24 protein-coding genes and 6 pseudogenes are annotated in these 23,461 nt (G+C 36.4%); 9 read left to right on the forward strand and 21 right to left on the reverse strand.

What is annotated here, in order from left to right:
• Positions 1–160: 160 nt before the first annotated feature.
• Positions 161–508, forward strand: coding sequence for a hypothetical protein (locus tag QZ995_RS22555; RefSeq protein WP_301812084.1), 348 nt, complete (start codon positions 161–163; stop codon positions 506–508).
• A 246-nt stretch (positions 509–754) separates the two neighbouring features.
• Here the strand turns inward: QZ995_RS22555 and QZ995_RS22560 are convergent, their stop codons facing one another.
• The 4 genes and pseudogenes from QZ995_RS22560 to QZ995_RS22575 all read right to left on the reverse strand — a co-directional run.
• Complete coding sequence (locus QZ995_RS22560; protein WP_301812086.1) at positions 755–1,474, reverse strand: SDR family NAD(P)-dependent oxidoreductase; 720 nt, start codon at positions 1,472–1,474, stop codon at positions 755–757.
• Positions 1,475–2,592: 1,118 nt separating this feature from the next.
• Positions 2,593–2,966 (reverse strand): annotated as a pseudogene (locus QZ995_RS22565) (glycerophosphodiester phosphodiesterase family protein); the annotation flags it as partial.
• 34 nt (positions 2,967–3,000) lie between these two features.
• Positions 3,001–3,396, reverse strand: a pseudogene (locus tag QZ995_RS22570) (VanZ family protein); the annotation flags it as partial.
• A pseudogene (locus QZ995_RS22575) lies at positions 3,393–3,677 on the reverse strand (vancomycin resistance histidine kinase VanS); the annotation flags it as partial. The pseudogenes QZ995_RS22575 and QZ995_RS22570, both read right to left, overlap by 4 nt.
• A 56-nt stretch (positions 3,678–3,733) precedes the next feature.
• Between QZ995_RS22575 and QZ995_RS22580 the strand changes: the two are divergent.
• The 3 genes and pseudogenes from QZ995_RS22580 to QZ995_RS22590 form a co-directional block, all read left to right on the forward strand.
• On the forward strand, positions 3,734–4,393 hold the full coding sequence (locus tag QZ995_RS22580; protein ID WP_301812088.1) for a GntR family transcriptional regulator: 660 nt from the start codon (positions 3,734–3,736) through the stop codon (positions 4,391–4,393).
• The gene (locus QZ995_RS22585; RefSeq protein WP_301812089.1) at positions 4,380–5,372 is read left to right on the forward strand and encodes a DMT family transporter; all 993 of its coding nucleotides are present in this window, start codon (positions 4,380–4,382) and stop codon (positions 5,370–5,372) included. The genes QZ995_RS22580 and QZ995_RS22585 overlap by 14 nt, the downstream gene beginning before the upstream one ends.
• Before the next feature lie 268 nt (positions 5,373–5,640).
• Positions 5,641–5,980 (forward strand): annotated as a pseudogene (locus tag QZ995_RS22590) (hypothetical protein); the annotation flags it as partial.
• Positions 5,981–5,982: 2 nt separating this feature from the next.
• On the opposite strand, the pseudogene QZ995_RS22595 reads toward QZ995_RS22590, so the two are convergent.
• Positions 5,983–6,084 (reverse strand): annotated as a pseudogene (locus QZ995_RS22595) (recombinase family protein); the annotation flags it as partial.
• 942 nt (positions 6,085–7,026) lie between these two features.
• Between QZ995_RS22595 and QZ995_RS22600 the strand changes: the two are divergent.
• Positions 7,027–7,803 (forward strand): MerR family transcriptional regulator, encoded by a 777-nt coding sequence (locus QZ995_RS22600; protein ID WP_301812092.1) that lies wholly within the window; start codon positions 7,027–7,029, stop codon positions 7,801–7,803.
• 769 nt (positions 7,804–8,572) lie between these two features.
• Here the strand turns inward: QZ995_RS22600 and QZ995_RS22605 are convergent.
• The 10 genes from QZ995_RS22605 to QZ995_RS22645 form a co-directional block, all read right to left on the reverse strand.
• Positions 8,573–9,706, reverse strand: coding sequence for a GNAT family N-acetyltransferase (locus tag QZ995_RS22605; protein WP_301812094.1), 1,134 nt, complete (start codon positions 9,704–9,706; stop codon positions 8,573–8,575).
• 297 nt (positions 9,707–10,003) lie between these two features.
• Complete coding sequence (locus QZ995_RS22610; RefSeq protein WP_301812095.1) at positions 10,004–10,147, reverse strand: hypothetical protein; 144 nt, start codon at positions 10,145–10,147, stop codon at positions 10,004–10,006.
• Between the two features lie 54 nt (positions 10,148–10,201).
• Positions 10,202–10,774 carry a hypothetical protein gene (locus tag QZ995_RS22615; RefSeq protein ID WP_301812096.1) on the reverse strand — a complete coding sequence of 191 codons (573 nt, stop codon included), beginning with the start codon at positions 10,772–10,774 and terminating at the stop codon, positions 10,202–10,204.
• A 348-nt stretch (positions 10,775–11,122) separates the two neighbouring features.
• Positions 11,123–11,344 (reverse strand): hypothetical protein, encoded by a 222-nt coding sequence (locus QZ995_RS22620; RefSeq protein ID WP_301812097.1) that lies wholly within the window; start codon positions 11,342–11,344, stop codon positions 11,123–11,125.
• 78 nt (positions 11,345–11,422) lie between these two features.
• Positions 11,423–11,806, reverse strand: coding sequence for an LLM class flavin-dependent oxidoreductase (locus tag QZ995_RS22625; RefSeq protein WP_301812125.1), 384 nt, complete (start codon positions 11,804–11,806; stop codon positions 11,423–11,425).
• A complete protein-coding gene (locus QZ995_RS22630; RefSeq protein WP_301812098.1) occupies positions 11,772–12,209 on the reverse strand; it encodes a condensation domain-containing protein in 438 nt (145 codons plus the stop codon). Before QZ995_RS22630 ends, QZ995_RS22625 begins: the two co-directional genes overlap by 35 nt.
• The gene (locus tag QZ995_RS22635) at positions 12,191–12,448 is read right to left on the reverse strand and encodes a hypothetical protein (protein ID WP_301812099.1); all 258 of its coding nucleotides are present in this window, start codon (positions 12,446–12,448) and stop codon (positions 12,191–12,193) included. The genes QZ995_RS22630 and QZ995_RS22635 overlap by 19 nt, the downstream gene beginning before the upstream one ends.
• Positions 12,408–12,989 carry a hypothetical protein gene (locus QZ995_RS22640; RefSeq protein ID WP_301812101.1) on the reverse strand — a complete coding sequence of 194 codons (582 nt, stop codon included), beginning with the start codon at positions 12,987–12,989 and terminating at the stop codon, positions 12,408–12,410. The genes QZ995_RS22635 and QZ995_RS22640 overlap by 41 nt, the downstream gene beginning before the upstream one ends.
• A gap of 25 nt (positions 12,990–13,014) precedes the next feature.
• A complete protein-coding gene (locus QZ995_RS23980; protein ID WP_437124762.1) occupies positions 13,015–13,242 on the reverse strand; it encodes a hypothetical protein in 228 nt (75 codons plus the stop codon).
• Positions 13,229–13,429: a hypothetical protein gene (locus QZ995_RS22645; protein WP_301812103.1), complete on the reverse strand. Its 201-nt coding sequence runs from the start codon at positions 13,427–13,429 to the stop codon at positions 13,229–13,231. Before QZ995_RS22645 ends, QZ995_RS23980 begins: the two co-directional genes overlap by 14 nt.
• Positions 13,430–13,941: 512 nt before the next feature.
• On the opposite strand from QZ995_RS22645, the gene QZ995_RS22650 reads away from it, so the two are divergent.
• The 3 genes from QZ995_RS22650 to QZ995_RS22660 are packed head-to-tail and all read left to right on the forward strand — an operon-like array spanning position 13,942 to position 15,834.
• On the forward strand, positions 13,942–14,325 hold the full coding sequence (locus QZ995_RS22650; RefSeq protein ID WP_301812105.1) for a GntR family transcriptional regulator: 384 nt from the start codon (positions 13,942–13,944) through the stop codon (positions 14,323–14,325).
• A complete protein-coding gene (locus QZ995_RS22655; RefSeq protein WP_301812107.1) occupies positions 14,322–15,197 on the forward strand; it encodes an ABC transporter ATP-binding protein in 876 nt (291 codons plus the stop codon). Before QZ995_RS22650 ends, QZ995_RS22655 begins: the two co-directional genes overlap by 4 nt.
• Positions 15,178–15,834, forward strand: a complete 657-nt coding sequence (locus QZ995_RS22660) for an ABC-2 transporter permease (protein ID WP_301812109.1) — start codon at positions 15,178–15,180, stop codon at positions 15,832–15,834. Before QZ995_RS22655 ends, QZ995_RS22660 begins: the two co-directional genes overlap by 20 nt.
• Before the next feature lie 67 nt (positions 15,835–15,901).
• Here QZ995_RS22660 and QZ995_RS22665 read toward each other — a convergent pair whose 3' ends face one another.
• Together QZ995_RS22665 and QZ995_RS22670 are read right to left on the reverse strand one after the other, a co-directional pair.
• Positions 15,902–16,429 (reverse strand): uridine kinase, encoded by a 528-nt coding sequence (locus tag QZ995_RS22665; protein ID WP_301812111.1) that lies wholly within the window; start codon positions 16,427–16,429, stop codon positions 15,902–15,904.
• Positions 16,430–16,661: 232 nt separating this feature from the next.
• The gene (locus tag QZ995_RS22670) at positions 16,662–17,114 is read right to left on the reverse strand and encodes a GNAT family N-acetyltransferase (protein ID WP_301812113.1); all 453 of its coding nucleotides are present in this window, start codon (positions 17,112–17,114) and stop codon (positions 16,662–16,664) included.
• 367 nt (positions 17,115–17,481) lie between these two features.
• On the opposite strand from QZ995_RS22670, the gene QZ995_RS22675 reads away from it, so the two are divergent.
• A complete protein-coding gene (locus QZ995_RS22675; protein WP_301812115.1) occupies positions 17,482–18,081 on the forward strand; it encodes a hypothetical protein in 600 nt (199 codons plus the stop codon).
• A 309-nt stretch (positions 18,082–18,390) separates the two neighbouring features.
• On the opposite strand, the pseudogene QZ995_RS22680 reads toward QZ995_RS22675, so the two are convergent.
• The 4 genes and pseudogenes from QZ995_RS22680 to QZ995_RS22695 form a co-directional block, all read right to left on the reverse strand.
• Positions 18,391–18,750 (reverse strand): annotated as a pseudogene (locus tag QZ995_RS22680) (NUDIX domain-containing protein); the annotation flags it as partial.
• Between the two features lie 151 nt (positions 18,751–18,901).
• Positions 18,902–19,315 (reverse strand): GNAT family N-acetyltransferase, encoded by a 414-nt coding sequence (locus QZ995_RS22685; protein ID WP_301812119.1) that lies wholly within the window; start codon positions 19,313–19,315, stop codon positions 18,902–18,904.
• A 527-nt stretch (positions 19,316–19,842) separates the two neighbouring features.
• On the reverse strand, positions 19,843–21,345 hold the full coding sequence (locus QZ995_RS22690; protein ID WP_301812121.1) for an ADP-ribosyltransferase: 1,503 nt from the start codon (positions 21,343–21,345) through the stop codon (positions 19,843–19,845).
• A gap of 263 nt (positions 21,346–21,608) precedes the next feature.
• Positions 21,609–23,461 (reverse strand): binary toxin-like calcium binding domain-containing protein (locus tag QZ995_RS22695; RefSeq protein WP_301812123.1); only part of this gene is annotated, 1,853 nt, incomplete at its 5' end.

Genomic DNA, 23,461 nt, shown 5'->3' on the forward strand with positions numbered 1-23,461 from the left:
CAACAAATACTTTCGATTTTTATGTTTGTACCTTAAGTTTAAATAACAATAAATCTTTGTGTCCAAATTGTTAACTTACCAAATTTTGGAAGGTAATTCCTTTTCACCAACGAATAATTCATGTTGTAACAAAAAATAATTTTTTAGGGAGTTGAGGCAAATGTTTAAAAAATTTGTTGTTGGTGCCCTATCCTTAGGACTTGTGAGTGGATTTGGCGGTAGTTTTGCGTCTGCGGCTACTTTAGATTCTGCTCAAGAGCAACAGATTGTCAAAGCACAAATAAGAACTGGAAATCTTTTTGTAGTTCCAGGTGGACCACCAGTACCTTTGTATTCCATGCGTAATATTTCATATGTCGTGATATCAGGCAACTCACATTTAGAGGTATATAAAAATCCCTATAATCAAACGTGGTACATTAGAGCTGATTCCCAGTTTAACGGTGGTTATGTTAAACTGCTTCTCGACGGAGAAGATGAAATAGTGTATAAAGTTTATAGAAGATAAAGTCTTACAAAGCTCTCCTTTTAAATGAAGGAGAGCTTTGTAAATCATTCTCGTAAATACCCGATGAACCGCCTCGCCTACTGATCCGCTTGAAAACAATAGCCCTTTCAAAAAGAACGTTTGTAAAATGAAAAAGATCGCTTTGGTATCGCGATCTTAATTTACAATATTACGATGTGTGATAGATATATTTTACTACCGAAAAAATGCAGCGATTTATATATTTAATTATCGTGTTATATCGAGTCAGGCATTTAAATCTGTCATAGCTGGTACATGAATTTCTTTGACGCAAGAAACCTTTGACAAGTTCACAACACATTTGACTAAAGAGACAATATCCTGGACTGGAATTCGTGTGCCGTTATATTCAGTAATGGCTTTTTCAGCACCAGCCTCATATGGGATTTCCGCTGCTAGTTCACCTGGATTGATGCAAGTAACAGCAATTCCATCTTTCCTGACATGTTCTCTTAAAGCATTGGTTATGCCTCGTAACCCGAATTTAGAACTCACAAAAGATACCTGAGAATTATTTGTATGATCTAAACCGGCAGTCGATCCAATTAGGATTATCTTCCCACACTCTGACCTTCTTAGATTTGGCAATAAGGCTTGAATATAAGTGATTGTGGATGTTATGTTTATATTAATGATAGTAGCAATATCTTCTGGATCATCCTGTTCGAAGTCATAATGATCTTCAAACCCCTCTTTTTCCCAAACCCCTACATTGTATATCAGGACATCTGTTCTTTCATGTTGAAGAGTATCCGTAATCATTTTTATTTTATGTCGCTGCGATAAATCAGCTTCCAGCCATATTCGCTGAACTCCGTCATTTAAGTCTAAGCTTCTGGGTCTGCTTCTGGAAACAATCCATACCTGATCTCCAGAACTGGGTAAGCCTTTGACAAAAGCGTCTCCCAAACCTTTGCTAGCTCCAAATATAATATATTTTTTCACCAAACTCCCCCCTCTTCCTTATAATTATTCAAAACATTACTATTTTTCTTTATTTAAGTCAATTTAAGTAGCTGTAAGACTGTACCCCTTTAAATTAATGATAGCGATTAAATCCTCTCTAGGTACTACATCCGCATTTTTAATAAGTGCAGCTAGTTACTCCAATTTCTCTGAGCTTTTTCGTGTTGATTATGAATTATATCCTGTTCTTTTCTTCTAATAATCGGGTTACATCTTTATCGATTGTTATTGCCCACTTTCTCTCGAAAAAATAGATAATCTTTAAGAAATACGAGAACAAGCGATAATAAATTACGCATTCAATTAAACCAAAGGGACCGAAAGGAATGTAATTTCATATGATGTTGTTTTTAAACAACCGTTAGCACGGATTGGATGGAGCTTGTTGATTTCAATTTTTTTACTTGTTCTTCACTTTCTTCATAGATGAATACAATTACCGTATCTATTTGTGTCTCTACTAATTTAAATAGCGATCTGCATTTGGTGGAGAGCATACCTGTCGAGAAAAAATCGGCCGTTTATTTGGCTTTCTCCGTTACATTATTTTCCGCCTCAATTCGAGGAACGCTTTTTCTTATTGATTTCATCTCATCCCCACTTTACTATTTCTGCTAACAGTTTCTTATTGCTATTTTCCGGAAATGCTAAGCTGTGGGACGTTGAAATCAGTGAAATGAAACATTGGGGGGAGTGAAGAAAGCACGTAACAAGGATGTCAAAAGTTTACAGCCTTGTTTAATTTCTTAATGGGTACCGCTACATCGCTATCAACTTAAAATAACCCATGCCCATCAATGTAAGAGTTTGAAAGTACTCCCAAACGAAAAATTTACTTCTTCACAGTTAGTTATTTATGCGGATTCAGCTCATTTTTTACATCTGGCGGGTTATTCTTTGATCGTTGTCGTACTTCTGTTTGAATAAAAATAAAGTAAGTTCCATTCATCCAAAAACACCCCTGATTTCCTATACATAATGGAAATCAGGGGTGTTTATCCGTATATAAAACTTCAACATTATTAATAAGTCTTCTTTTAAAATATAAATGGTTAAACAGATGAAAAAACTTCGATTGTTATATCATCCCTTATTTCTTAAATCAAGGTGCTATTTTCAATGCGATTTGTCCAAATTCCATCTGTATAATCGTCAGGAAGGCGTTTTATATCCAGATGAGCCAAATCCACTTGAAAATCCAAACCCATTTCCTCCTACAACGATAACTCGAATATCTGCTTTATCCATTTGATTAAAAAAACGATTTGGCCATCCCCAAAGCCAAGGAGCTACTTTGTCTGGTATATGTAACTCTCCATGCTTCAGGCTTGAAGGCATGTAGCCAGTCCACCCTAACGCAATATAAGTAAGAAGATCCTTTTTCATGTGCTTTTAACATTGTTCGTAAACTAGGGATACGCTCTTTTATCGCAGCAATTGGTTTATCGCCACCATATACAGTTAGTTGATTCCTCATTATATATACAGACAATCATAATGTTCATTTAGATAATTTTTCGAAATAAAAATGGATAATGAAGTAATATCATACCTATAAACGAGCAAACTAAATAAAAAACAGCCTCGTATTTGACTACTAGAGAGGTTTTAATATCAGGTTTTATTTCACCTCTTTTATGTACCATTACAAATAAAGCACTATATATTAAATACCCAATAATCGCTCCTAGGGTGTTCATAAGTAAATCATCAATATCTGTAATCCTATGATTTAGCAATTGACTTAGCTCAATAGCCAATGAAAAAAATAATCCAGTATATGCAACATTTTTAATTGATCTAAACTGCGGCCAAATAGTTGGTAATAAAAAACTTAACGGCATAAATAAAATAATGTTCATAATGTACGTAGTACTGCCTTCAGACGCAAAAGGGAATAACCGATAACGGATGTAATGGGCGTTTTAATATCGTGCGCCAAGTACATAACAACGTCATTTTTTCTTTGTTCTGCCAGCTTTGCATCCTGCTCTTGCATTTCCAGAGTCCGTTTTAATGTGTTGAGCTTCTGTTCCATGAACTCCATTTCCGCAGAAAGCTCAATTTGTTTATCTTCGTTCTGAATAAGTATATCAATGCCGGTATTTATCTCATCAAAGTATTTTGCAAATTTTGAAAGCATGACGCGGCATAGAATAAGAATACTAATGGCAATCGCCACAATTTCATTGAAAAATTACAGTTGATCATAAAACCAATATCCGATATATTGGTTTTATGAAAAAAGATATTATTAAACCCATTAAACGTATGTCGTTTAGAGATGAAGTATATTTAACTTTGAAAAAAGCAATCGTTACATTAGAGATGCAACCGGAGCAACGCTTAAATGACCAAGAGTTAGCAGAAAAATTCGGAATTAGCCGTACTCCGGTTAGAGAAGCTTTAAAACGTCTTGAAGATGAAGGACTTGTTGAATCTATTCCTGGTTCAGTGACTCGTGTTGCACCATTAAATCTTGAGGAGGCGAAACACGCATTTACTGTGGTAGCAGCTTTACATTCATTAGCTGCTCGTTTAGCAGTACCATTACTCAAAGAGGCAGATATTCAAGAATTAGAGTTCAGTAATAAAGCCTTACTACTATCCATTGAGAAAAAAGATATTATAAAAGCAATTGAAGCTGATGAGTTATTCCACAATGTTTTTCTAGATGTGGCGGGAAATCCTGAAATCATTCGTGCGTTAGAACGAAGTATATTTAAGATTCAACGCCTCGAAATTGCTCAGTTCACTTCTATAAATGGTTTAAAATCAGTAGAACAACATCAGCAAATTATAGAAGCGTGCAAAAATAAAGATAAAGAAACAACAGCACATCTTGTAGAACAAAACTGGTTAAGTCTGGGGAAATTGCTGACTTATGAGACAGATTGAGGTGAGAAATTTGCGCCCTATTTTTTTAGGTATATGTGCTGCTCTCTTTTTTGCTTTCACATTTATATTGAATCGAGCAATGGAATTATCAGGTGGTAGCTGGATATGGAGTGCCTCATTAAGGTTTATTTTCATGCTTCCGTTCCTTTTACTTCTTGTTATGAGTAGGAAAAAATTAAAAGTATTATTACAAGTTATGAGAGAGGATTTAAGAGCATGGTTTTTATGGAGTTTCGTAGGTTTTGGTCTATTTTATGCTCCATTATGCTTTGCCGCTGCACATGCACCAGGATGGATAATTGCTGGGACATGGCAAATTACTATTATATCAGGATCTTTGTTAGCTCCTCTTTTTATTCAAGCCATTCAAACACCAGATGGAATTCTTAAGAAAAGAGGAAAAATCCCAATGAAGGGTATGGGAATGTCATTGATTATTCTTCTTGGTATTTTCCTTATGCAAATGGAACAAGCAAAATCACTTGACGTAAAAAATATTTTGTTAGGTATTATCCCTGTTATTGTGGCTTCTTTTGCTTACCCGCTCGGTAATCGTAAGATGATGGAGGTTTGTGGAGATCGTTTGGATGCTTATCAACGTGTACTTGGAATGACATTAGCTAGCTTACCATTCTGGTTTTTACTATCCTTGTATGGTCTTTTTACAACAGGAGTACCTAGTAAAGAACAAGCTATGCAATCTATCTTAGTTGCCATTTGTTCAGGTGTAATTGCAACTATTTTATTTTTTAAAGCAACTGATATAGTTAAAGGAGATATGCAAAAATTAGCTACTGTGGAAGCGACACAATCCATGGAGGTACTGTTTGCTGTTATCGGAGAATTAGTTTTATTACATTCTTCATTTCCTTCTATTTTATCTTGGTGCGGTATGTTTGTAATAATGTTAGGAATGATAGCACATAGTTATGTTTCCCATAAGGGTGAAGTGGCACATAACCAAAATATTAGTGCCTAAATAATTCTTTAAAATGTATATATGAAACCATTTAGTATAGGTAATTTTATTACTTTTTGAAAAATGTAGTACTATAAGTTTCATGTCAAAAATTGATTGATTAAGTAAAAGAATATAAACAACAGACGATGCCCTTGAAGTGCCCAAAAGTTAGACACGTTATTTCATTAGGCAGCTTTCTTGGGCATGGGCCCGGTATTGTACCGGGCTCATGCCTTTTAGTTTGCCTTAATTCTTTTAAGATTATAGTACTAGCGGGTAAACTAGGTATGACCGTGCGACTCCGATTACCAGACAAGTCGCAGCAACCATGATTCAAAACTTGAAGCAAATTCAACCTGACTAAGCCAATCAAGTAAAATTGCTTGATGCAGCGGATGCCTGGGCGGTCCAATCTATTCAAGCACTTACCTCACAAGGAATCGTAGACCGGTGTACCGCCATCATCTCCTAACGGTTCCTTTACCTTCCGTCCAAAGAATTTATTGCAACGCCAAGAAGCGAATGCCTTGCTCGATTTGGCTTTTGGCTATCATTCTTTAAACAGAAGTAACATTCGTCCAAACATGAATCATGACAAACATTTAGCGATAGTGTCCCATCAGTAAAGCAAAATCCGACCCATGTCACTCATATCACGAAACTTACGGCTAACAAATAAAGATTCATTTTCTAAAATAACGATTTAAACTTGTAATTCCCTTGTTATGTATTACTAATTACGTCCCATGCGTGATAGAGAGCTAAAGCTTTTTCTCTACTATCAGTTTGATAACTTTTTAATATATTTGATATAAAAAAACGTATGTTTATTATTTGAACCCTGTTTTTTTCTAAATACCGATAATTACCAACAGATATATTGCTTTGAAATCATCTCCCTCTTGTAAGCTACTCAATAAAAAAGCACTAATCTAACTCAATGATGACGTATGTGAGATAGGCCTGTCCATCTTTTTTAACAAATCAAGTTGTTTCATACTACGCTCGGCTAAAATAATGCGCAGACGACACTGTAGCCTCAAGAATTATCACCTCACAAAGAATAATTCGTCATTTTTCTTTGTCGATTCCTTTGAAGATTAATTAGGCTTTGACGAAAAAAGCTCCCCTTACAAGGAGCCCTACAAACTTAGCATTTATTAATTTCCTTCCGATGGTCTCATATGTTCTAAAGTTCGATTTCCTTCTACTGGTTCTAAAGAACCTGTGCCTATACCATGGTTGTCCAGACGTTTCATGACACTCCTCCTTTTTATGTAATGCCAATCGTAATTACCATATTCTACATAAAACAGAAAAGTACAACCCTTTTTCGGTAATCCGTTAAAGGGCTGTTCTGCATCCCTGTTCCCACAGGCAATACATTAACAACGGAAAAATACTTGATATTGGTACACCAAATGGAACTAATCAATAAACTTGCACCTGATCATATTGAAATTCAGTATAGCACACTAAATTCCTCAATTACTCAGAAAGTAGATGAATATGTTTCTAATTCAAAACAATATCGAATTTGAATTTAGTGGCTTAAACAAGCTACTTTAAATGATGTTTATCTGTCAAACTTAAAAGAAAAAGCGAAAGAAATGTGTTGACTCTTACCTTAGAGGATATTTTAGTATAAAGAACATTGAAAGGAGGAAAAGAAATGTACACCGTTCATGAAGTTGCAAAGCTAGCTTATACAACAGTAAAGACGTTACATCATTATCACAAAATAGGTCTTTTGATTCCAGAGCAAACTACAGAAGCTGGCTATCGTTTATACGGGAAAAAAGATTTAGAACGATTACAGCAAATTCTTTTTTACAAAGAATTGGATTTTTCGCTCAAGGAAATTAAACAATTATTAGATGGCGAAATTGACAGGGAGAATACGTTGATTCAGCAAAAGTATTTATTGGAGCAAAAAGTCGATCGATTTAAAGGACTGATCAAGACGATCAATTCCTCCATTAAAAGTGCGAAGGAAAAAGTCGATTTAGATACGGAAATAATGTTTAAAGGTTTTGAAACTGAAGAAGAATGGAAAGATGCCTTAAAAACCCAAAATAAACATTTGAAAAAAGAATATGATTTTGACTTGTCGAATCAAAAAATTGATGTAGAATCAATGAACGATTCTGCCATGAAAGCACAGTTATTTAATGAAGATATGATTCGGTTCTTACAAGAAGGTTTCTCTGCAAATGACCCAAAAGTCTTGGATCGTGTAAAAGTACATTTATCAGTCTTGGATCGTGTAAAAGTACATTTATCCATTTTAGAAAAAAAAGGTCATCCATCAACACCGCAAGACTTTCTAAATCAGACAGAGTTTTTCATCGTTGACGATTTTCATAGAAATATGCTTGAACAATGGCAAGTGGGTTACACTTACTTTCTAAACAAAGTAGCAGCTAATTATTTGGCAAATATTAAATAGAACACAATATCAAATAATACAAATAAAGATGGTATCCTTTTTTAAAAAAAGTTTGGATACCGAGTTTGATTCCCTTGCATTTGATTCGACAAAAGTTATGATATTTACGAAATCCAAGGGAATCATACTCACTTTCTTTCATATCAAGAATCTTTACGTTGGTAAGTTAATCATATTGTTAACATTTATACTCTCCTTTCAGGGGGATTTATTTTCACTTATATGATAGAAATAAATTCAAAAAAAGCTGTTGATGGCTTGACTTTTAGCCAGCTAATGAAGCTTTCCTATGGCTCTGACATACGATTGCACATGATTTTGACGTCTCATTGAACGTGCTGTTATACAAATGTACGGGCCATACTGACATCATCGTGGTCACTCCAGTCTTAAAGCAGGAAACAGAAGCTGATTTTATCAATACGATCCTTATTCTTCGCAACCAATTAAGAAATGATATGACATATAAGGAGCTACTTTTACAGACTAGAGAAATGCTGACCGTTAGCTCTCCCGACAGCTTCATCTGCCAATAATCTCTTTCCTTTGACTTCTGGTTTGCAACGATCATTTGATCTTCTGAAACGTTTATCCTATCCATTGACTGCATTTGCATCTCTCCTAATAAGAAGTTCTTCTTATCCTGCTTTGCATGCCACATTTGTGATGTCCATGAAGTTGAAGATTACGTTCACGATTTGGGCAGTCTCCATACCCAAATCGTTCTGATCATCGTGCAATACAATCACTATTTTAATAACCGCTGCCTTTATTCATCTTCAGTTAAAAACAACTTTTTGGTCAGAATCTCCCATTCTTTTCGTCCGTGCAAATTTTTCAAATCATTTTCAAATTTCACATCGCTCGTATCTCTCCAGCCCTTGTCAATAGCTTGTTCTAAATAGGAAAGAGCAGTAGTCGTGTCTTTACTCACAGCAAAGCCACAAGCGATGAGAAAGCAATGCCAGTCCTTCAGCTCCCCCAATCCTTTTGCTCTTCTAACATAGTCATTGGCTGTTACAACATCGCCAAACTCTTTAAGATGATAATAAGCACTGCTTACAAGATTGTCTTGTTCACGGTAGAAGAAATAGTACGCCATATAATCCCGCCGGTTTTCAAAGCCTAACTTATTTGCCAGCCTGATGGACGCATAGCGGAAATGCTCTGTCTTCCAGTGTGGATTAATCCCTCGTTGAAGACATTCATCCAGTACAGCGCGAGCAGCCAATGTTGCCAATCCCTTATTACGATGTTTCATATCATAGGTGTTAATGCCGATTTCAATATTTCCTTCACTAGCATAAACAGAAAGGCAACTGCTCACTGCCTTATCCCCTTGCATGGTGCAATAGCCGATCCCCTTCTCGAAAAAAACCTCAGGAGAGACCCAGAAATTCTCCAGCTCTTCTCGAATAACACCTGCTTTGTCCCGATCGATTAATGCAGGAGTAATTTTTTCTACAGAGTAGCCAAAGGGAATCTGATCATGCCATTTTCCAAGCTCTCGATACTTCGCTTCATTAAAAGTGAAAGCACAACGTCCATAAGCTTTTGGCAGATAGCTTTTCAGGCTATCAATCACTGTTCCTTCACCCGTATTCGCCACTGCGAACTCTAACTGAAAAGCAATGTCACCAATCTGCAAGCTGTCTGGTGCAATCCTCTCCCGAATGAACGATTCGAGGCTTTTGTTAAATGATTCGTTCTCTTTGTCTCCACCAAGTATAAATATTTCAAATTTTGCCCATATCAATGCTGTTTTTGGTTTTTTAGTATCATCTACATATACTTTTCCTTGATTATTTCCATTAATGATTCCCCAAATAATAGGGTGATTGATTTGTTCGCGAAAAATATCCTTAATCCGATCGTATTGTGGAACAGGAAGCTCATAAATCATGCCTGATGTTTCCTTTCTTTTGTGGGTTTTCTATCTCGTATTCATACTCTCTAGGTCATGCTTTCTTTCCGAACAGGAGACGATTATATTCTTCAAGCAACTGCATCGCAAAGCATCTTTCGGCCTGTGAAACCTCCATGATTTTTCTAGAGAGCTTCTCCAATGTACTATCATTACATCTTTTTGTGAGATGCATTTTGATAACAATCCCTCGAATGACATTCCAATTATTCCCTATCATTTTCATTTCTTCTACAAAGGGATCTAAACTTGCATAATTACGTGAAGCAACAAACGCTAAAAGATGTGCATATTTAAGCGCCCATTTGCCGCATCCGCCAGATTGTTTATTAGTGGAATGTCATCAAAGTTTTTGTCATATCCTTCTGTCTCTTTCTGCAAATCAAAGGTTTTTAATAAAATATCTGCAAACTCTTGCATGTCAGAAAACGCCTTTCCGACCTGCAATTCGAAGGAAAGTCTGTCAGCCAACTCTCAGATGACTTGTTTAGGATCAACCTGTTCATCCTGCACATCAGAAAATGTCGTTACATGTTGATAGCCCTTGATAAAATTTGTGCGGGGCAGCTTCACCTCCTTTTTCATAAAATAAGGATCTGTACAATAAAGATCGCGCGTTTCAGAGTTAATTCCTACAATCATAAATGAAAGAACAGTGTGTTCCTTCTGATAGTTTTTATCCCAAGGAACCCAAAAGGAATTCATGGTGGCCACCACGGGAAAGCCAGAAGTCAGCTCAGTTTGAATTAATTCATACACCTCATCTTCAATCTGTTTATGACTGACTGTTCCTCGTATGCCATGATACTGTTCGAGAAGCCCTAAGAAGTTATTTGCGGGAATGATTAGTTGGTCTCCTATTCTTTTTGTTTGCTTCCTAATTAGATTCAAAAGACAAATTCCATGTTTGTGCAACATACACTCGTGATTACGATTAAGCCAACGCACAAGGGAAGCAATTACATCTTCAATGCAATTATTTTCAATATGCTTTATTGATTCTATATTTACAAGCACATAGGGATTATCCATTGATGATTTCAACATTACCAATTTCCCTCCTATAATGTAACACGGGTTTTTCATTGGTTATCATATTTTAATTTATGGATACTTTTTTTTCTTTAGCTGAGGCATAATATATTGTCCAATATGCTCGATTTCGTTGTCATGCAACAAACTTGTCAAGAGAAAGAATTTGTGCACCAGCATCATGATATTTTTTTAGTGTTTCAACAACCTCCTCATAACTGCCTACAATCGATATTGAATTTGATGGGTTTATTTGGCTGAGTCCGCCCCACAGATTTTCTCCTACCATGTAGTTATTTTCGGCAGTCAGGTCTTTGTACCGTCCAAGTCCTACAGAATCAGAGGTTTTTAGAAATGCACGTGTTATTCGCTTCGTGATTGTGATGTATTTTCCAATAGTTCATTTGCCGCATTCCACGCTTCTTCGCTTGTTTGTCTTGCGATAGTATCAACAAGAACTCCGCAGGAAATGTCCTTCCCTTTTCTGACGCCATCTGTTTGACTTTGTTGGTAGTGTTTTGCAATCAAATCGAACACGCACGCATACAGGATATATGCATCGCCAAAATGTGCCGCTATCGTCATCGCTTCCTCAGAGCTACCAGCGAAATGAAATAGCGCCCTCTCTTCTCTACGTTTTCCTTTGGATAAATGTCACAGTTACTAATGTAAAAAACTCCCCTTTGTAACTAGCAGTTCCTTTTCGAAGTAACTGAATGATCTCCATAAACTCTTTCGTATGTTGATATCTGATGGATGTGGATCAGCTTGGGCTTCACGGGAAAGAGCAATGCTGGAACTGCCCGTAATCACATTAACATCAGCACGATGGTTAATCATCTGATTGAGAGTATTCAATGCTTTAGCAGTATAGGTCGGCAAACAATGGTTGGTATTTTGGGCAAGCAGTATGCGAATACTGGTGGTTTCCAATCCAATCTTCGTGGATGCAATAAAGGGATCAACTGAGGTTGGAGTACTCGAAACAAGTACACCGTCAAAATTATTTTTCTCAGCGGTAAAGCTTGATCCGTATACGCGCGGTATAGTTCATGGTATTGATCTGTGTCGGCACAACCGGTAATGCCCAACAAAATTCCATAATCAATTCCCTCCTGCTTCCGATCTTCCCTGATTGGACATAGCCGGATGGAAAATCGAAATCACCTTGATCAATTTGCAGCACGAGTTCCTTATAATCATGTGAAATCGAGAGATCCTGCAGCCTTACTTGGACATCCGACGTAACTTGCTCAATAAGCTCGAGATAGCGTTGGACAAACCTCTCTATCGTCACCCGTCTAAACAGATCAGTAGAGTATTCGATAGTCATCTCCAGCTTATCCTGAGCCTCGACTATACGAAGAAGCAGGTCAACTTGAGCTCTTTGGTGCCCAAATTCAAACGGCGATACGTGAAGACCATTAAACTCTAGTTTATCGGTATCCATGTTTTGTAGAACAAACATAACATCAAACAACGGATTTCGAGAAAGATTACCCTGTGATCCGAACTCTCTGCTTGAGCAATGACATCGCGCATCTGATATTCGTCCGCAACATCGGCACTGATAACGAGCACTTCTGCTCCATACTCCTCCATCTGTTGAATGTAACGTATTTTTATGCTAATGTCGTCCTGCCCTTCATTATTTGCAAGCCATGCTTCCCATTCTGCACGCGGCGGCAATTGGGTACGTCCCACGAACACCAGTTTTGCTTGGACTATTTTCCAATGTACTTGCCAGTTTGGTCCCAATGCCACCAAGCCCTCCTGTAATCAAATAGACTCCTTTTTTTCGCAATTGTGGTGCCGTAGCCTCGTTGCTTAAAGAAAGCATGGCTTCTAATTGCTCTACAGGCACCCGGCTAAAGGTACGAACATAGCGCTCTCGATTTCGATAGGCAATAACTTTGTCTACTATCTTGCTGGTCAGTTCTGTATACAATGGTTCGGTAACATCTTCCCCACTCAAACTCTGCTCATCTGTCCCGGCTATATCAATGCTACGGCACCTGATATTTTGAAACTCTTGGGGTATTACTTTGACGGGAGCAAGCAGCATTGCCTTTTCAGGCTGAACATAATCTGTATCAGTCACTTTTTGCATCTGGTTTGTTATTACGGAGATTTGGAGCGGCTCGATCATATTTTGTTCAGAAATTGACTTTACCAGGTGGATAAGCGAGTAATAACCAAACTCCAAAGATGTAATGCCTATCTCTTCCATATTAACATTCCACATATGGATGATTTCATCGGGGAGGGTGTCTTATAGCGCAGGTACTGGAACAACTGTTTATAATCGTGTTCCTCACTTGCTTGGATGACATATTCCCTTTCTGATTTTTGGCTGTAAGCTGCTCCTCTTCTATTGACACATGATGACCCGTTTTTCTCAAGCGGTTGGCTAGCTCGCTTCCTACATTCTCCTCGTCAATAAAAATCAGATATTTTTTAATTTCTTTCTTATCTTGCTTCATAGTGAAAGGTACTGATTCCCATGTGGGTAGGTAAAACCACTCTGCAATGTTTTCGTTTTTTTTGAACCTTCTGGGTTTTTGGCATGACTGTTTGGGGAATAACAGGATCAGGCCAGTAACGTTGTTTTTCAGTGCCAAACGATTGCAACAACTGATAAGCCTCGCTGTTGCCTTCCTCCTGATTCATAACAGTCACGATTCGTTTTGCATTTTCATCGAGACATTTTGCTAAGCAGGTGTATTGTGTATCCGAAGCAAATAATTGCAGAAATAACGCATCGGCAATTTCAACTGATTACAATTTACCTTCCGCCCTATACAAGTAAAAAAAGCGAGTTTTCTCCACATGAAGATGGTAAGACCCGCTTTTCTTATCATTCATTATCTTCATTGTCTTTTCCATTACATAATTTTTCTTCTCTTTTACACTTTACTTCAAACTCTTCTATAGTAGAGAGTCCTCCGCAGATTACATTAATTTCGAGAACTAGTTCACTGTCTAGCTCTATTCAAGCCTTCCCTACGGAACATATACTTATATCTTTTTTCGCTTAATGCGCTCCTAGCTGTTTTTGCTCGAAAGGATACGTTTTGTTCCTTATTTTTTCGGCCTGAGAGCTAAAAGAGTGTAATGCATGTTGACTGTGTGCATACTGTGTATTATTATAATATACAGTTAGAATAACAAGGAGTACACTCATGAAAATTATTATTCAAAATAATTCTGGTCAACCATTATATCAGCAAATAAAGGATCAAATTAAATCGGCTATTCTTCGTGAAGAATTAAAGGCAGGAGAACAGCTTCCTTCCATTCGTTCTTTAGCTAATGATCTTCAGGTTAGTGTACTTACAACCAAAAGAGTCTATGAGGAGTTAGAAAAAGAAGGGTTTGTTGTAACACAAGCAGGTAGAGGCTCATTCGTGGCATCAGAAAATGTAGACATATTAATGGAAACAAAAAAACACCTAGTAGAAAAAAAATTATCAGAGGTATGGCATACGGCAAAAAATCTAGGGATTCAGAAAGAAGAACTATATGCCATGATGGATATACTTTTTGAAGAGGATGAAGAACAATGAAGAATGTTTTAGAAGTGAATCATTTATCCAAGAAATTAGGCAGCTTTAGTTTGGATCATATCAATTTTTCTTTACAGGAAAATTGTATTACTGGATTTATTGGCACGAATGGATCAGGGAAAACTAGTACGATAAAAACAATACTCGGACTCTATAAAAAGGATTCAGGAGATATACGCTTTAAAGGACAAGAGATGGAAAAACATGAACAACAAATAAAAAATCGGATTGGTATAGTCCTGGACGAGGGTTATTTCTATGAGGAAATGACATTAAAAGAGATGAAAAGTATAATAGCCCCTGCTTATAGTAATTGGGATGAATCAGTATTTTCCGAGTATATCAATCGATTTCAATTAAAATTAGATCAAAAAATTTCTCATTTATCAAAAGGAATGCGCATGAAGTTTGCCATTACCTTGGCTCTTTCTCATCATGCTGATTTATTAATCATGGACGAACCAACAAGTGGCCTAGATCCTCTCGTTCGAAGTGAGCTAATGGATATCCTGTTAGAATTTATGAAAGAGGAAGGAAAAAGCGTGTTTTTTTCTACTCATATTACCTCTGACTTAGAGAAGATTGCTGACGTTCTTATCCTCATTGATAATGGTCGAATCATATTTAATGAGAGTAAGGATGAACTATTAGACCGCCATGCCTTAATCAAGGGCGACAATCATTTGATTAATCCGAATACGGAAAAATTATTCTTAAAGCTGCGCCAAACAGCATACGGATTTGAAGGGATTACAAATAAGCCGGAAGCGATTCTAGAACAGATGAATGGTGTCATCGTAGAGAGACCATCTATCGAAAATTTAATGCTAGCTTATATAGGAGGACATAAAAATGGTTTTGAATCTTGTTAAAAAGGATCTAATTCTTGCCAAAAAATATATCATTCCCATGCTTATTTTTGCAGTTATCGGCCCCATCTATATCTATTCGAAGCTAGAACTTAGTGGAGGCAGTTTTATAAGCTTTCTAATTACTGTGATCTTCGCAGAATTTATTCTATTTAATATGGTTTCCATGTCAGAAGAGAAATATAAGGGCGCTGTTCTGCTATGCACTACCCCTTATACACGAAATGGCATCATTAAGGGAAAATACCTATTGGTTCTTTTGATTTTTATGAGCTGCTTCTTACTGTATAACCTGGCAACAGTACTTGGAGCATCTATCGGTTTGGAACTGCTTACTCCTTTGACTTTCGGAATAGCCTTATTGGTTGTTTCTATTTTCTTTGGAATATTAATACCTATTCAAATTAAGTTAGGGTATGAGAAAACAAGATATATCTCATTCTTCACAATATTTTTAACACCCTTTGTACTTCCTACTATTTTAAAATGGATGAAATCTTCAAACCTATCCTGGCATTTTTCTTTTACCGAATTAATCCCTGGCATAATCCTAGATTGGCTTCCATTAGGCATAGCCTTATTCATTGGGTTCCTATCTATGTACATTTCTTTAGAAATTTATGCACAAAAAAATCTATAGGAATATATATTTTCAAAAGCAGATTACAACACAGGCCACGTTTGTAATCTGCTTATTTTTTCACAGCTTATAGATTATTCAGTATTTCTTGTACAATTTCATCTAAAGGAAGCTGACCATCAATAATATAATCTGCATCGGGTTTCACCTTAGTCTCCATCATCTTGTATGCCTTTCTTCCCACATCCAAGTATAGTTCATACTCTTCTATGACATCATTTATCGAATCCATCGGCTCACGAAGGAATCTTCTTGCCATCGCTATATCTAATGGTGTATCGATATAAAAGGAGTAATTTATCAATTCCTTCATCTGCTTATTAAGATAGGAAAAAGGATAGTCTACAATAATATATTTTATATTTGATTCATGTAATAACAATTTGATGTCTTTTACGATTGGCTCAACATTCCAATCATCATAACTTGCACTTTCTTCTACCCATATACCAATATCGCTTGGTCCTTCAATGTCATAATCATCGAAATGAATGGTTCTAGCATCATTAAGTTTACTGGCTACATTTTTTGCAACGGTTGTCTTACCTCCACCCGACACAGCCGCAATGGTTATTACGATTGGTTTCTGTTTCATCTTGTCCTCCTTAGGATGGCTCGTTTTGTTTACAGACCTAATAGTTATCCTTTCATTAACATCAGATATTCCTTTAATCTTCTGCTAAACCTTCCCTTACTCTTTACTAGCATAAAAAAGAGCAATCCAAATAATAAGGAAGCGTCCCCTATAACGATAGGATAAAAAAGATGGCCGAGATCTACGATTAGCTTAGTCTATCCAGAAGCGATAAATCTAAAAGTTACAAATCTTATAAATCTTGCGATAGACGTACCATATCCATGCACTGTATGCCATTTTCAAAGATCGGTTCGTCATAATGTCTGATAAAAAAGTCCTTATCAATATGAGTCATTCTAAATCCACATTTTTGATAAAGTGCTAATTGAACAACACTGGAATTACCCGTTCCAATTTCAATCGTTTTATAATGATTCAACCTTGCCCTTTCAATGGCATGTAGAACTAGTTGTTTTCCATATCCTTTCCCATGCAGTTCTTCATCAACCGCTACATTGACAAGCTCTACTGTTTCTGGACGAGTTGGGATAAGCACATACGTGCCTATAATTCGTCCATCCTGTTCCATAATATAGCACTGTCCTCTCGCCACATATTCCTTCACAAGCCTCTCAGAGGGGTCTGCTAACAACAGTAATTCCATCGGTAAATCCTCAGATTCGTGTATCATTCTAATCTTCATTTCATCACTCCTTGCAGAATAATCTGCTATGTATCAATCATTCTTTCAGAAATATTTTACATCAATTCGTTACAAATAGGTATTCTAGGTTGAATTCCCTTATTAATACCTCAAAAGGCCCTATAGGAATTCCGCTATTGAGATGAACGCCACCTATCTCCATGATTTTCTGTTTAAATGGTTGCTCTGTAATGCCTAATATGGTCATCATTACAATGAATTCCATACCGAGCTTGAAAGGAGTCTTCTTTTTGGAAAGTAGACGACTTTAAAAAATAAGTACACCTAATTGGTTTTAGCCCAAACACTGTGCTAATGACCCACATAAGTTATAATAAATATCTCTATAAAAAGGTGTGATTAGCAGTTGAATAACAGTAATCCAACCAACCAAGTACCTAATTATTTCCAGATAAAACTCTGTGTTTACATGAATGATACCCGTTTTTTTTATCAAATCGTTCCTGAAAATGCTTCCTGTCCTCAATCCCCCATGCATAAATTCATCTGTTCTACATTAATTCCAGTTCAAAATATACGTAACTATAAAGTATGTATCTATAGAGGTTTGATGTTAGGAGATTATATTTGTCAAGTAGTCCCTTTAAACCAAGAATGTCCCTTTATATTTGAATATGATGTAATTGCAGAGATCCCACTTCAACATGTTCAGTCAGATTTTATCATGCTTGACACTGAAAAAAGCGATTCCGATTTATTTCGTACAGCATTGGATATCGCTTTTACTGATTCAAAATTTTTATCAGTAATCAAAAGAAAGATGGCAAACAAATATATTTTCAAGAGATATTCCTTTACAAAGGATAACACTAATAAAAATTTAGGTGAAATTCATTTTGATGTTGATTGTGAATATGGTGCACAGTGTTTAATTGATCCAAATTTCGACGTAGTAGTTGATTTCCTTTCCAGAAATGTTGTGGAAATACGTGGTGGAGATACTTGATTCAAATGAAAGCTTTTTTTAAAAATAGGTAAGAATGTTTGTATTCTATCACTTCCTACTTTCCCTATCACACCCCCGGAGTTTTAGACAGAAGAGAGATGAAATACATTAAGGGAACGCCTTGGGAAAATCATCGCAACTCCATCAATGTATACTCTCCTATCACGAAAAAAGTTGAATCAGATAACATGAGTATGTCCCTTTCAGAGGAGAGGGGCTTTCTTTATCACCTTATTATCTTTTCTATCCTTGTTGCCAACTCACGATCATTCGTCAGGCTGACAATTAACGATAAGTTTTTAAGTTTTAGAATTTTACATCGGTTTGATTTTGATCAGGATGAACAGGCATTTTCGGTGTAAAACCATCTTTGATTTTACATTCAAACATTAGACCTAAAGAATGTGTCTATCCGTATTTATTAGAGTTTAGATGAGGGGCATATTCATAAGCAAAAGCTAGTGACCCCACTTCTACATCAATTGATGCTTCTTCTTTTACTTCCCTCTGCACGGCTTCTATAATGGTTTCATTAGGTTCCGCTCTTCCTGCAGGTAAATTATAATGAAGTCCATTTTCGTCATGAAATTCAACTAACAGGATTGAATCATTTTCTATAATAACTGCTCCCGCTCTTACTCTAATATGATAAGCGACAGTATCTCCCACCTTTTAAAAAATGATAGTCTCTCATTTTGCATGATCTTATCGTCCTTTGTCTTATAAAGAACCTTTCAAAAAGAAGTCAGAAAAAAGATCGATTCCTAGTGTACAGGAAATTGACCTTTTTTCGTTTTGACTACCTAAAGCACCTGTTCATTCAATAAAGTGTTTCGTTTCTAAATGTACAAAGAAAACGTTCTACACCTGGATACTTTTCACCCAAGCTCGTTACCTCGAAACCGTAATTTCGATAAAAATCCACTGCATCATGGTCCGTCTCAGCATAAATCACTGAATATGTATCAGAGACATAGTTAATCATCTTGCTGCCAATACCCTTACCTCGTTGTCCTGAAGAGACTGCAATATGTTTAATTTCACATTCTTTATCACTGATCATTTCAATGCCAATACAACCAACAATTTCCCCTTCAAGCTCAAAACTATATAATTTTCGGTTTAGCAATTCTAAATATTTCTGGTATTCTTGCCCAACCTTAAACTCTGATGTGGCAAAGGACAAAAGCTTCCTTACAGATGGATGAATCGTTTCTGAACGAACTTCTTTCATAAATATCACCTTTACTATTCCTCTTTACTAGAGCATTCTCTACTTGTGTACCATTTCCTTTTACCAAACCCTATTTTCGTTTCAATTAAATACATTTTTCCTTGTCATCCAATTTCTATCTTAATATAAATATTCATTTCAAAACAGTGCACACGAGCGTTTTTGGCAGGGTGCCAATATCGTTTTTTACGGATTTTGAATTTTTCAATCATTTTGAATTACTAAGGAAGATTCTACTTTATCCCGATTGGAATCTGATTCCTTTTTTATTGCTGACAAATTTTGTATTTACTCTAACCCTTAGTCTTTTAATGAATTCAATTATATTCGTAATTCGGGGTCGTTTTTTTATATTGATAAAATTATCCTTAATGTAATAAGTAGTGTAATAGGATTTGTATTTGTGAAAGGCTGGTTTTCGCTTATAGCAATTTTGTTTAGACCTATGGAATTTAAAACAAGCCGACTGCAACACTAAGCAATCGGCTTGTTCTTCATTTATAAGGTTTTTTGATTCGAGAGATCATTTATTTTTTCTGTTTTTCCGGTAATAACTCAGCTTCTATATTGACAACTATCTTACCATTTAAAACTATACCTTTCACATTTATAATTTTATAAGAAGAATCTCTTTTTAATAATAACTCTAACCAGCTATTATCCATGTAAATTGCAGGAGTCCCTTTTGGGAGTTTCATTTGTATAAGGATGGATTCCTGATTTCCACCTAAAGGAACACTATTAAGAGCTAGTGAGGTGCTAATAAACCCTCTATCCGTTTTTATTTTACCTTCTAATTTCTTTAATTTATTAATTGCATCGTGATTAACATTTCCGTCCTTGGTGAATAAAGAGCCCGCTGGAAGAGCAAATTCCCTCTCATCAGTTCTTCGATATACAATAAGATCATTGGGAAGCTTTGCTTCTTCTTTTTTGAAGAGACTGTCGATCCCATGAATGAACAGATCAATATCAGAAATTCCCGGATGTTTGTCGACTCCTCTTAAAATCCTATTTAACATTGGACCATATGCTACATAACCATCCATAAATTTTTTGTCTTCTTTTGTCACTACAGCATCCGACAGTTTTATTTTAGCTCCAAATTCCTTTGCAGCATCTATATCACTTTGAAAATCTACTGCAGTTGTTTGTTTTCCTATTAATTGGGTAGTCGTTTCATTCAATCCTTTTTTGCTCATGTCATTCATATATCTGAACATTTCCGGTGCATAAGCTTTTAAAACAGGTTGATAACTAGATTCATAATAATACGCAAAGGCCTGTGCAAACACTTCTCGAAAGTCATTGATGTGTTCTTTCACATATGCGGTATCATACTCACCTTCATGAGAAGGTAAATGTGAAAGAAGCAAAGCACTTGCATCTTCGTCTGCTTTTGCTTGATGTACAGCGTTTAAAAAGCTTTCATTTACAAAGGCACTTTCTTCTAATGTGTCACGAGCGATTGCTTTTCCTATCTCATAATATACCTCTTTGCTTTTGGTGTGGCTTTCCGAATACTCTTCGGTATGTATAATCACAGTTGGATTTTTACCACCTATTGAAAATACAAAGCGAGAATCTACAGAAACTTCATTTCCTTCGCTATCTTTTATGTTTTTGTCTTTCTCATTGAGTTCTTTGATTATAGGATTTTCAGCAATACTATTTTCGGTCAGATGAATTTTTCCTCCCACTTTTTCATACATTTCCAATACTTCAGGAGAAAGCTTGTTTAAAAGTGCTTGGGTATCTTCTAACCGTTGTTCATCCTCACTGTTACCCTTTTTTGTTACAATTCCCTTTATGACCTCCTTCATTCTTTCTTCTCTAGCTTTTTTCTCTCGCTCTTTTTTTTCTTTCTCTTCTTTGTCTCTTTTTTCTTTATCCTCTTTCTTTTTATCTTCTACATCGTGGGATCCATTTGCCGCATGAACAATATAGGATAACGCTGGAGAAGTGGCTGTTAAGGCAAATAACATAGCAGTGGTGCTCAGAACTTTTCGTATTTTATATCTGTGTATCATCTAAATTCCTCCTTACAGTAGTGGAACCCCGAGTGTAGTAGAGTCTTTTGCAGAGTTCTTTTGCAGAGTTCTTTTGTAGATTCATTGAAGAATTGAAGGCTCGTTTATCAGAACCATCGACAAAGGAAGAAATCAGCCCTCTTTTTGAGTAAATCTATACAAATGATTACTATGTAAAAGAGGGCTATTTTTGACATCTATGGGATACGGGGGATCCAGACACTACCTTCTTGTTTATTTCATTGTCCATACGCGGATTGGCCCTAATTTGCCTCCAATTGTTCTAATTTCCATTTTTGATTATCGGTTCCTTTGTAATCACGCACCTGAATGTTGGACCCGTTTGAAGTTCCTGAACCATCTACATCTAACACCTTAGTCGGATCTTTCTTGTTTTTTAAGATATAGAAACCATGATCAGTTAATTCAGGGATCCAAAAATGTTCGGGTTTCCCTTCAAACGGTGTAGCAAATACATTAGTGGAATCCTGATAAGCATTCCACGCCATAATTTTATCGTTATTTTCTAGGCTTCGAATTACATAGGCTTGTTGAGAGTCATCATATTTCAATTTCCATTTTTGATTACTTCCATCGTTTGTTTCCCACACAGTAATATTATTATCGCTTCTATTCCAATCAACTAGACTTGTATTCTTTAATGCTGTTTTTATTTGATAGGTTCCATCCTCAATTACTCTGTTGGGTACTAAAGTGCCATTTTCATTAAAATAATGCTTTTTCCCATTTATCGTTTGCCAGCCAGTTTGCAGCACATCATATTTATAGAAATTGTCTTCCTCGTCTATTTCCCAGCTAGATAACTCATTAACACCAGATTCATCCTTCTTCGGTGAAATTAGTATATTCATTCGTGCATATAATTGGACGTTATAGATATTTTTTGTTTGCATGTCTGCTAATTGTTTTTCTATATTTTCAGCAGTTTCTTCATCAAATACCAATTTAAACTCATCTATACTTTTATTGTTGTAATATAATTTTCCGTCCTTGTCCTCAAACCCAAAAGCTAATTGGAGCGCTTCTCCTAATGGAACATCCGGCTTCGTTTGCTCGATGATGTCGTCAGGATCAACAGCAGCTACTCGTCTTTCCAGCTCTGAATTGTCTTGTGTTTTTAAGATTAGTCGGGCAGTAGTTTCCTCAATTTGAGGGATGATATGACTCCACTGCTTATCTTTATCTATCTCAACTAATTTTGTTTTAGGATCAATTACACCTACATAACCGGAAACTTGGTCTGTTTCCAATCGCATTTGTCGTGTCTGCTCCAGAATATCAAGCTGATCCTTATTGATTGTGATAGGGCTGGAACCGAAATCGTCTTTGGTTTGTAGAGAAATAGCTGCTTGATCTTTACTCGGATAAAAACGGTCTGGCAACACTACGTTTGCTAGGTGGTTCTCTTTTGCTTTTATTGTTGCAATGGTATCGTTTTTACCTAGTACTAGTGAAGTAGTAGGTGCTGCTTCGTAAATAGGTGCCGTACCATTATTAACATAGCGGATATTCGCATTAAAATAGGCAGCCTCTCCTGCATTTAAGCCTAAGCTCTTGGACCAGTTTCTTCCCAAACTCTCAGAGCTTGAACGATCGATGGTTACTGTCTGTGAATTGCTATCGCTAAAATTAGTGGATACACTTCCGCCAAAGTTAAATAAGGAAGCATGGACTTGCGCCCCAACAGAAGCTTCTGTTGAATGAGTATTGCTTGTGGAAGTACTTCCACTGATCGAACTACTTGAATTCCCGCCATTTTCCAGCGTTTCATTTCTATTTTTTGAAATAATGAATTTGTCCATATGAACCTGTAAATTAGGATACGCAGCAATCAGCGGATGCTTCACTTTTACCTTTTTATCAATCATTCCTGATACTTTGGCGAAATCGCTATACGGATCAGAAGCGGTGCTCCATTTCATAGGTGAGGATGTATATTTTGTTAACGGTTGTCCAGATTTCGTGCGTTTTTTTCCATGGACTTTTTCAATCCAAGGCATTAGAGTGAGTTTTTTATTCTTGATATCCAAGGTGTAGCCTTCGATTTCTAGGGAATCAGGGATGCCGTCACCGTCACTGTCTTCAACTCCGTCAG

It is taken from the genome of Brevibacillus laterosporus, from assembly GCF_030489605.1.
Classification (GTDB): domain Bacteria; phylum Bacillota; class Bacilli; order Brevibacillales; family Brevibacillaceae; genus Brevibacillus_B; species Brevibacillus_B laterosporus_E.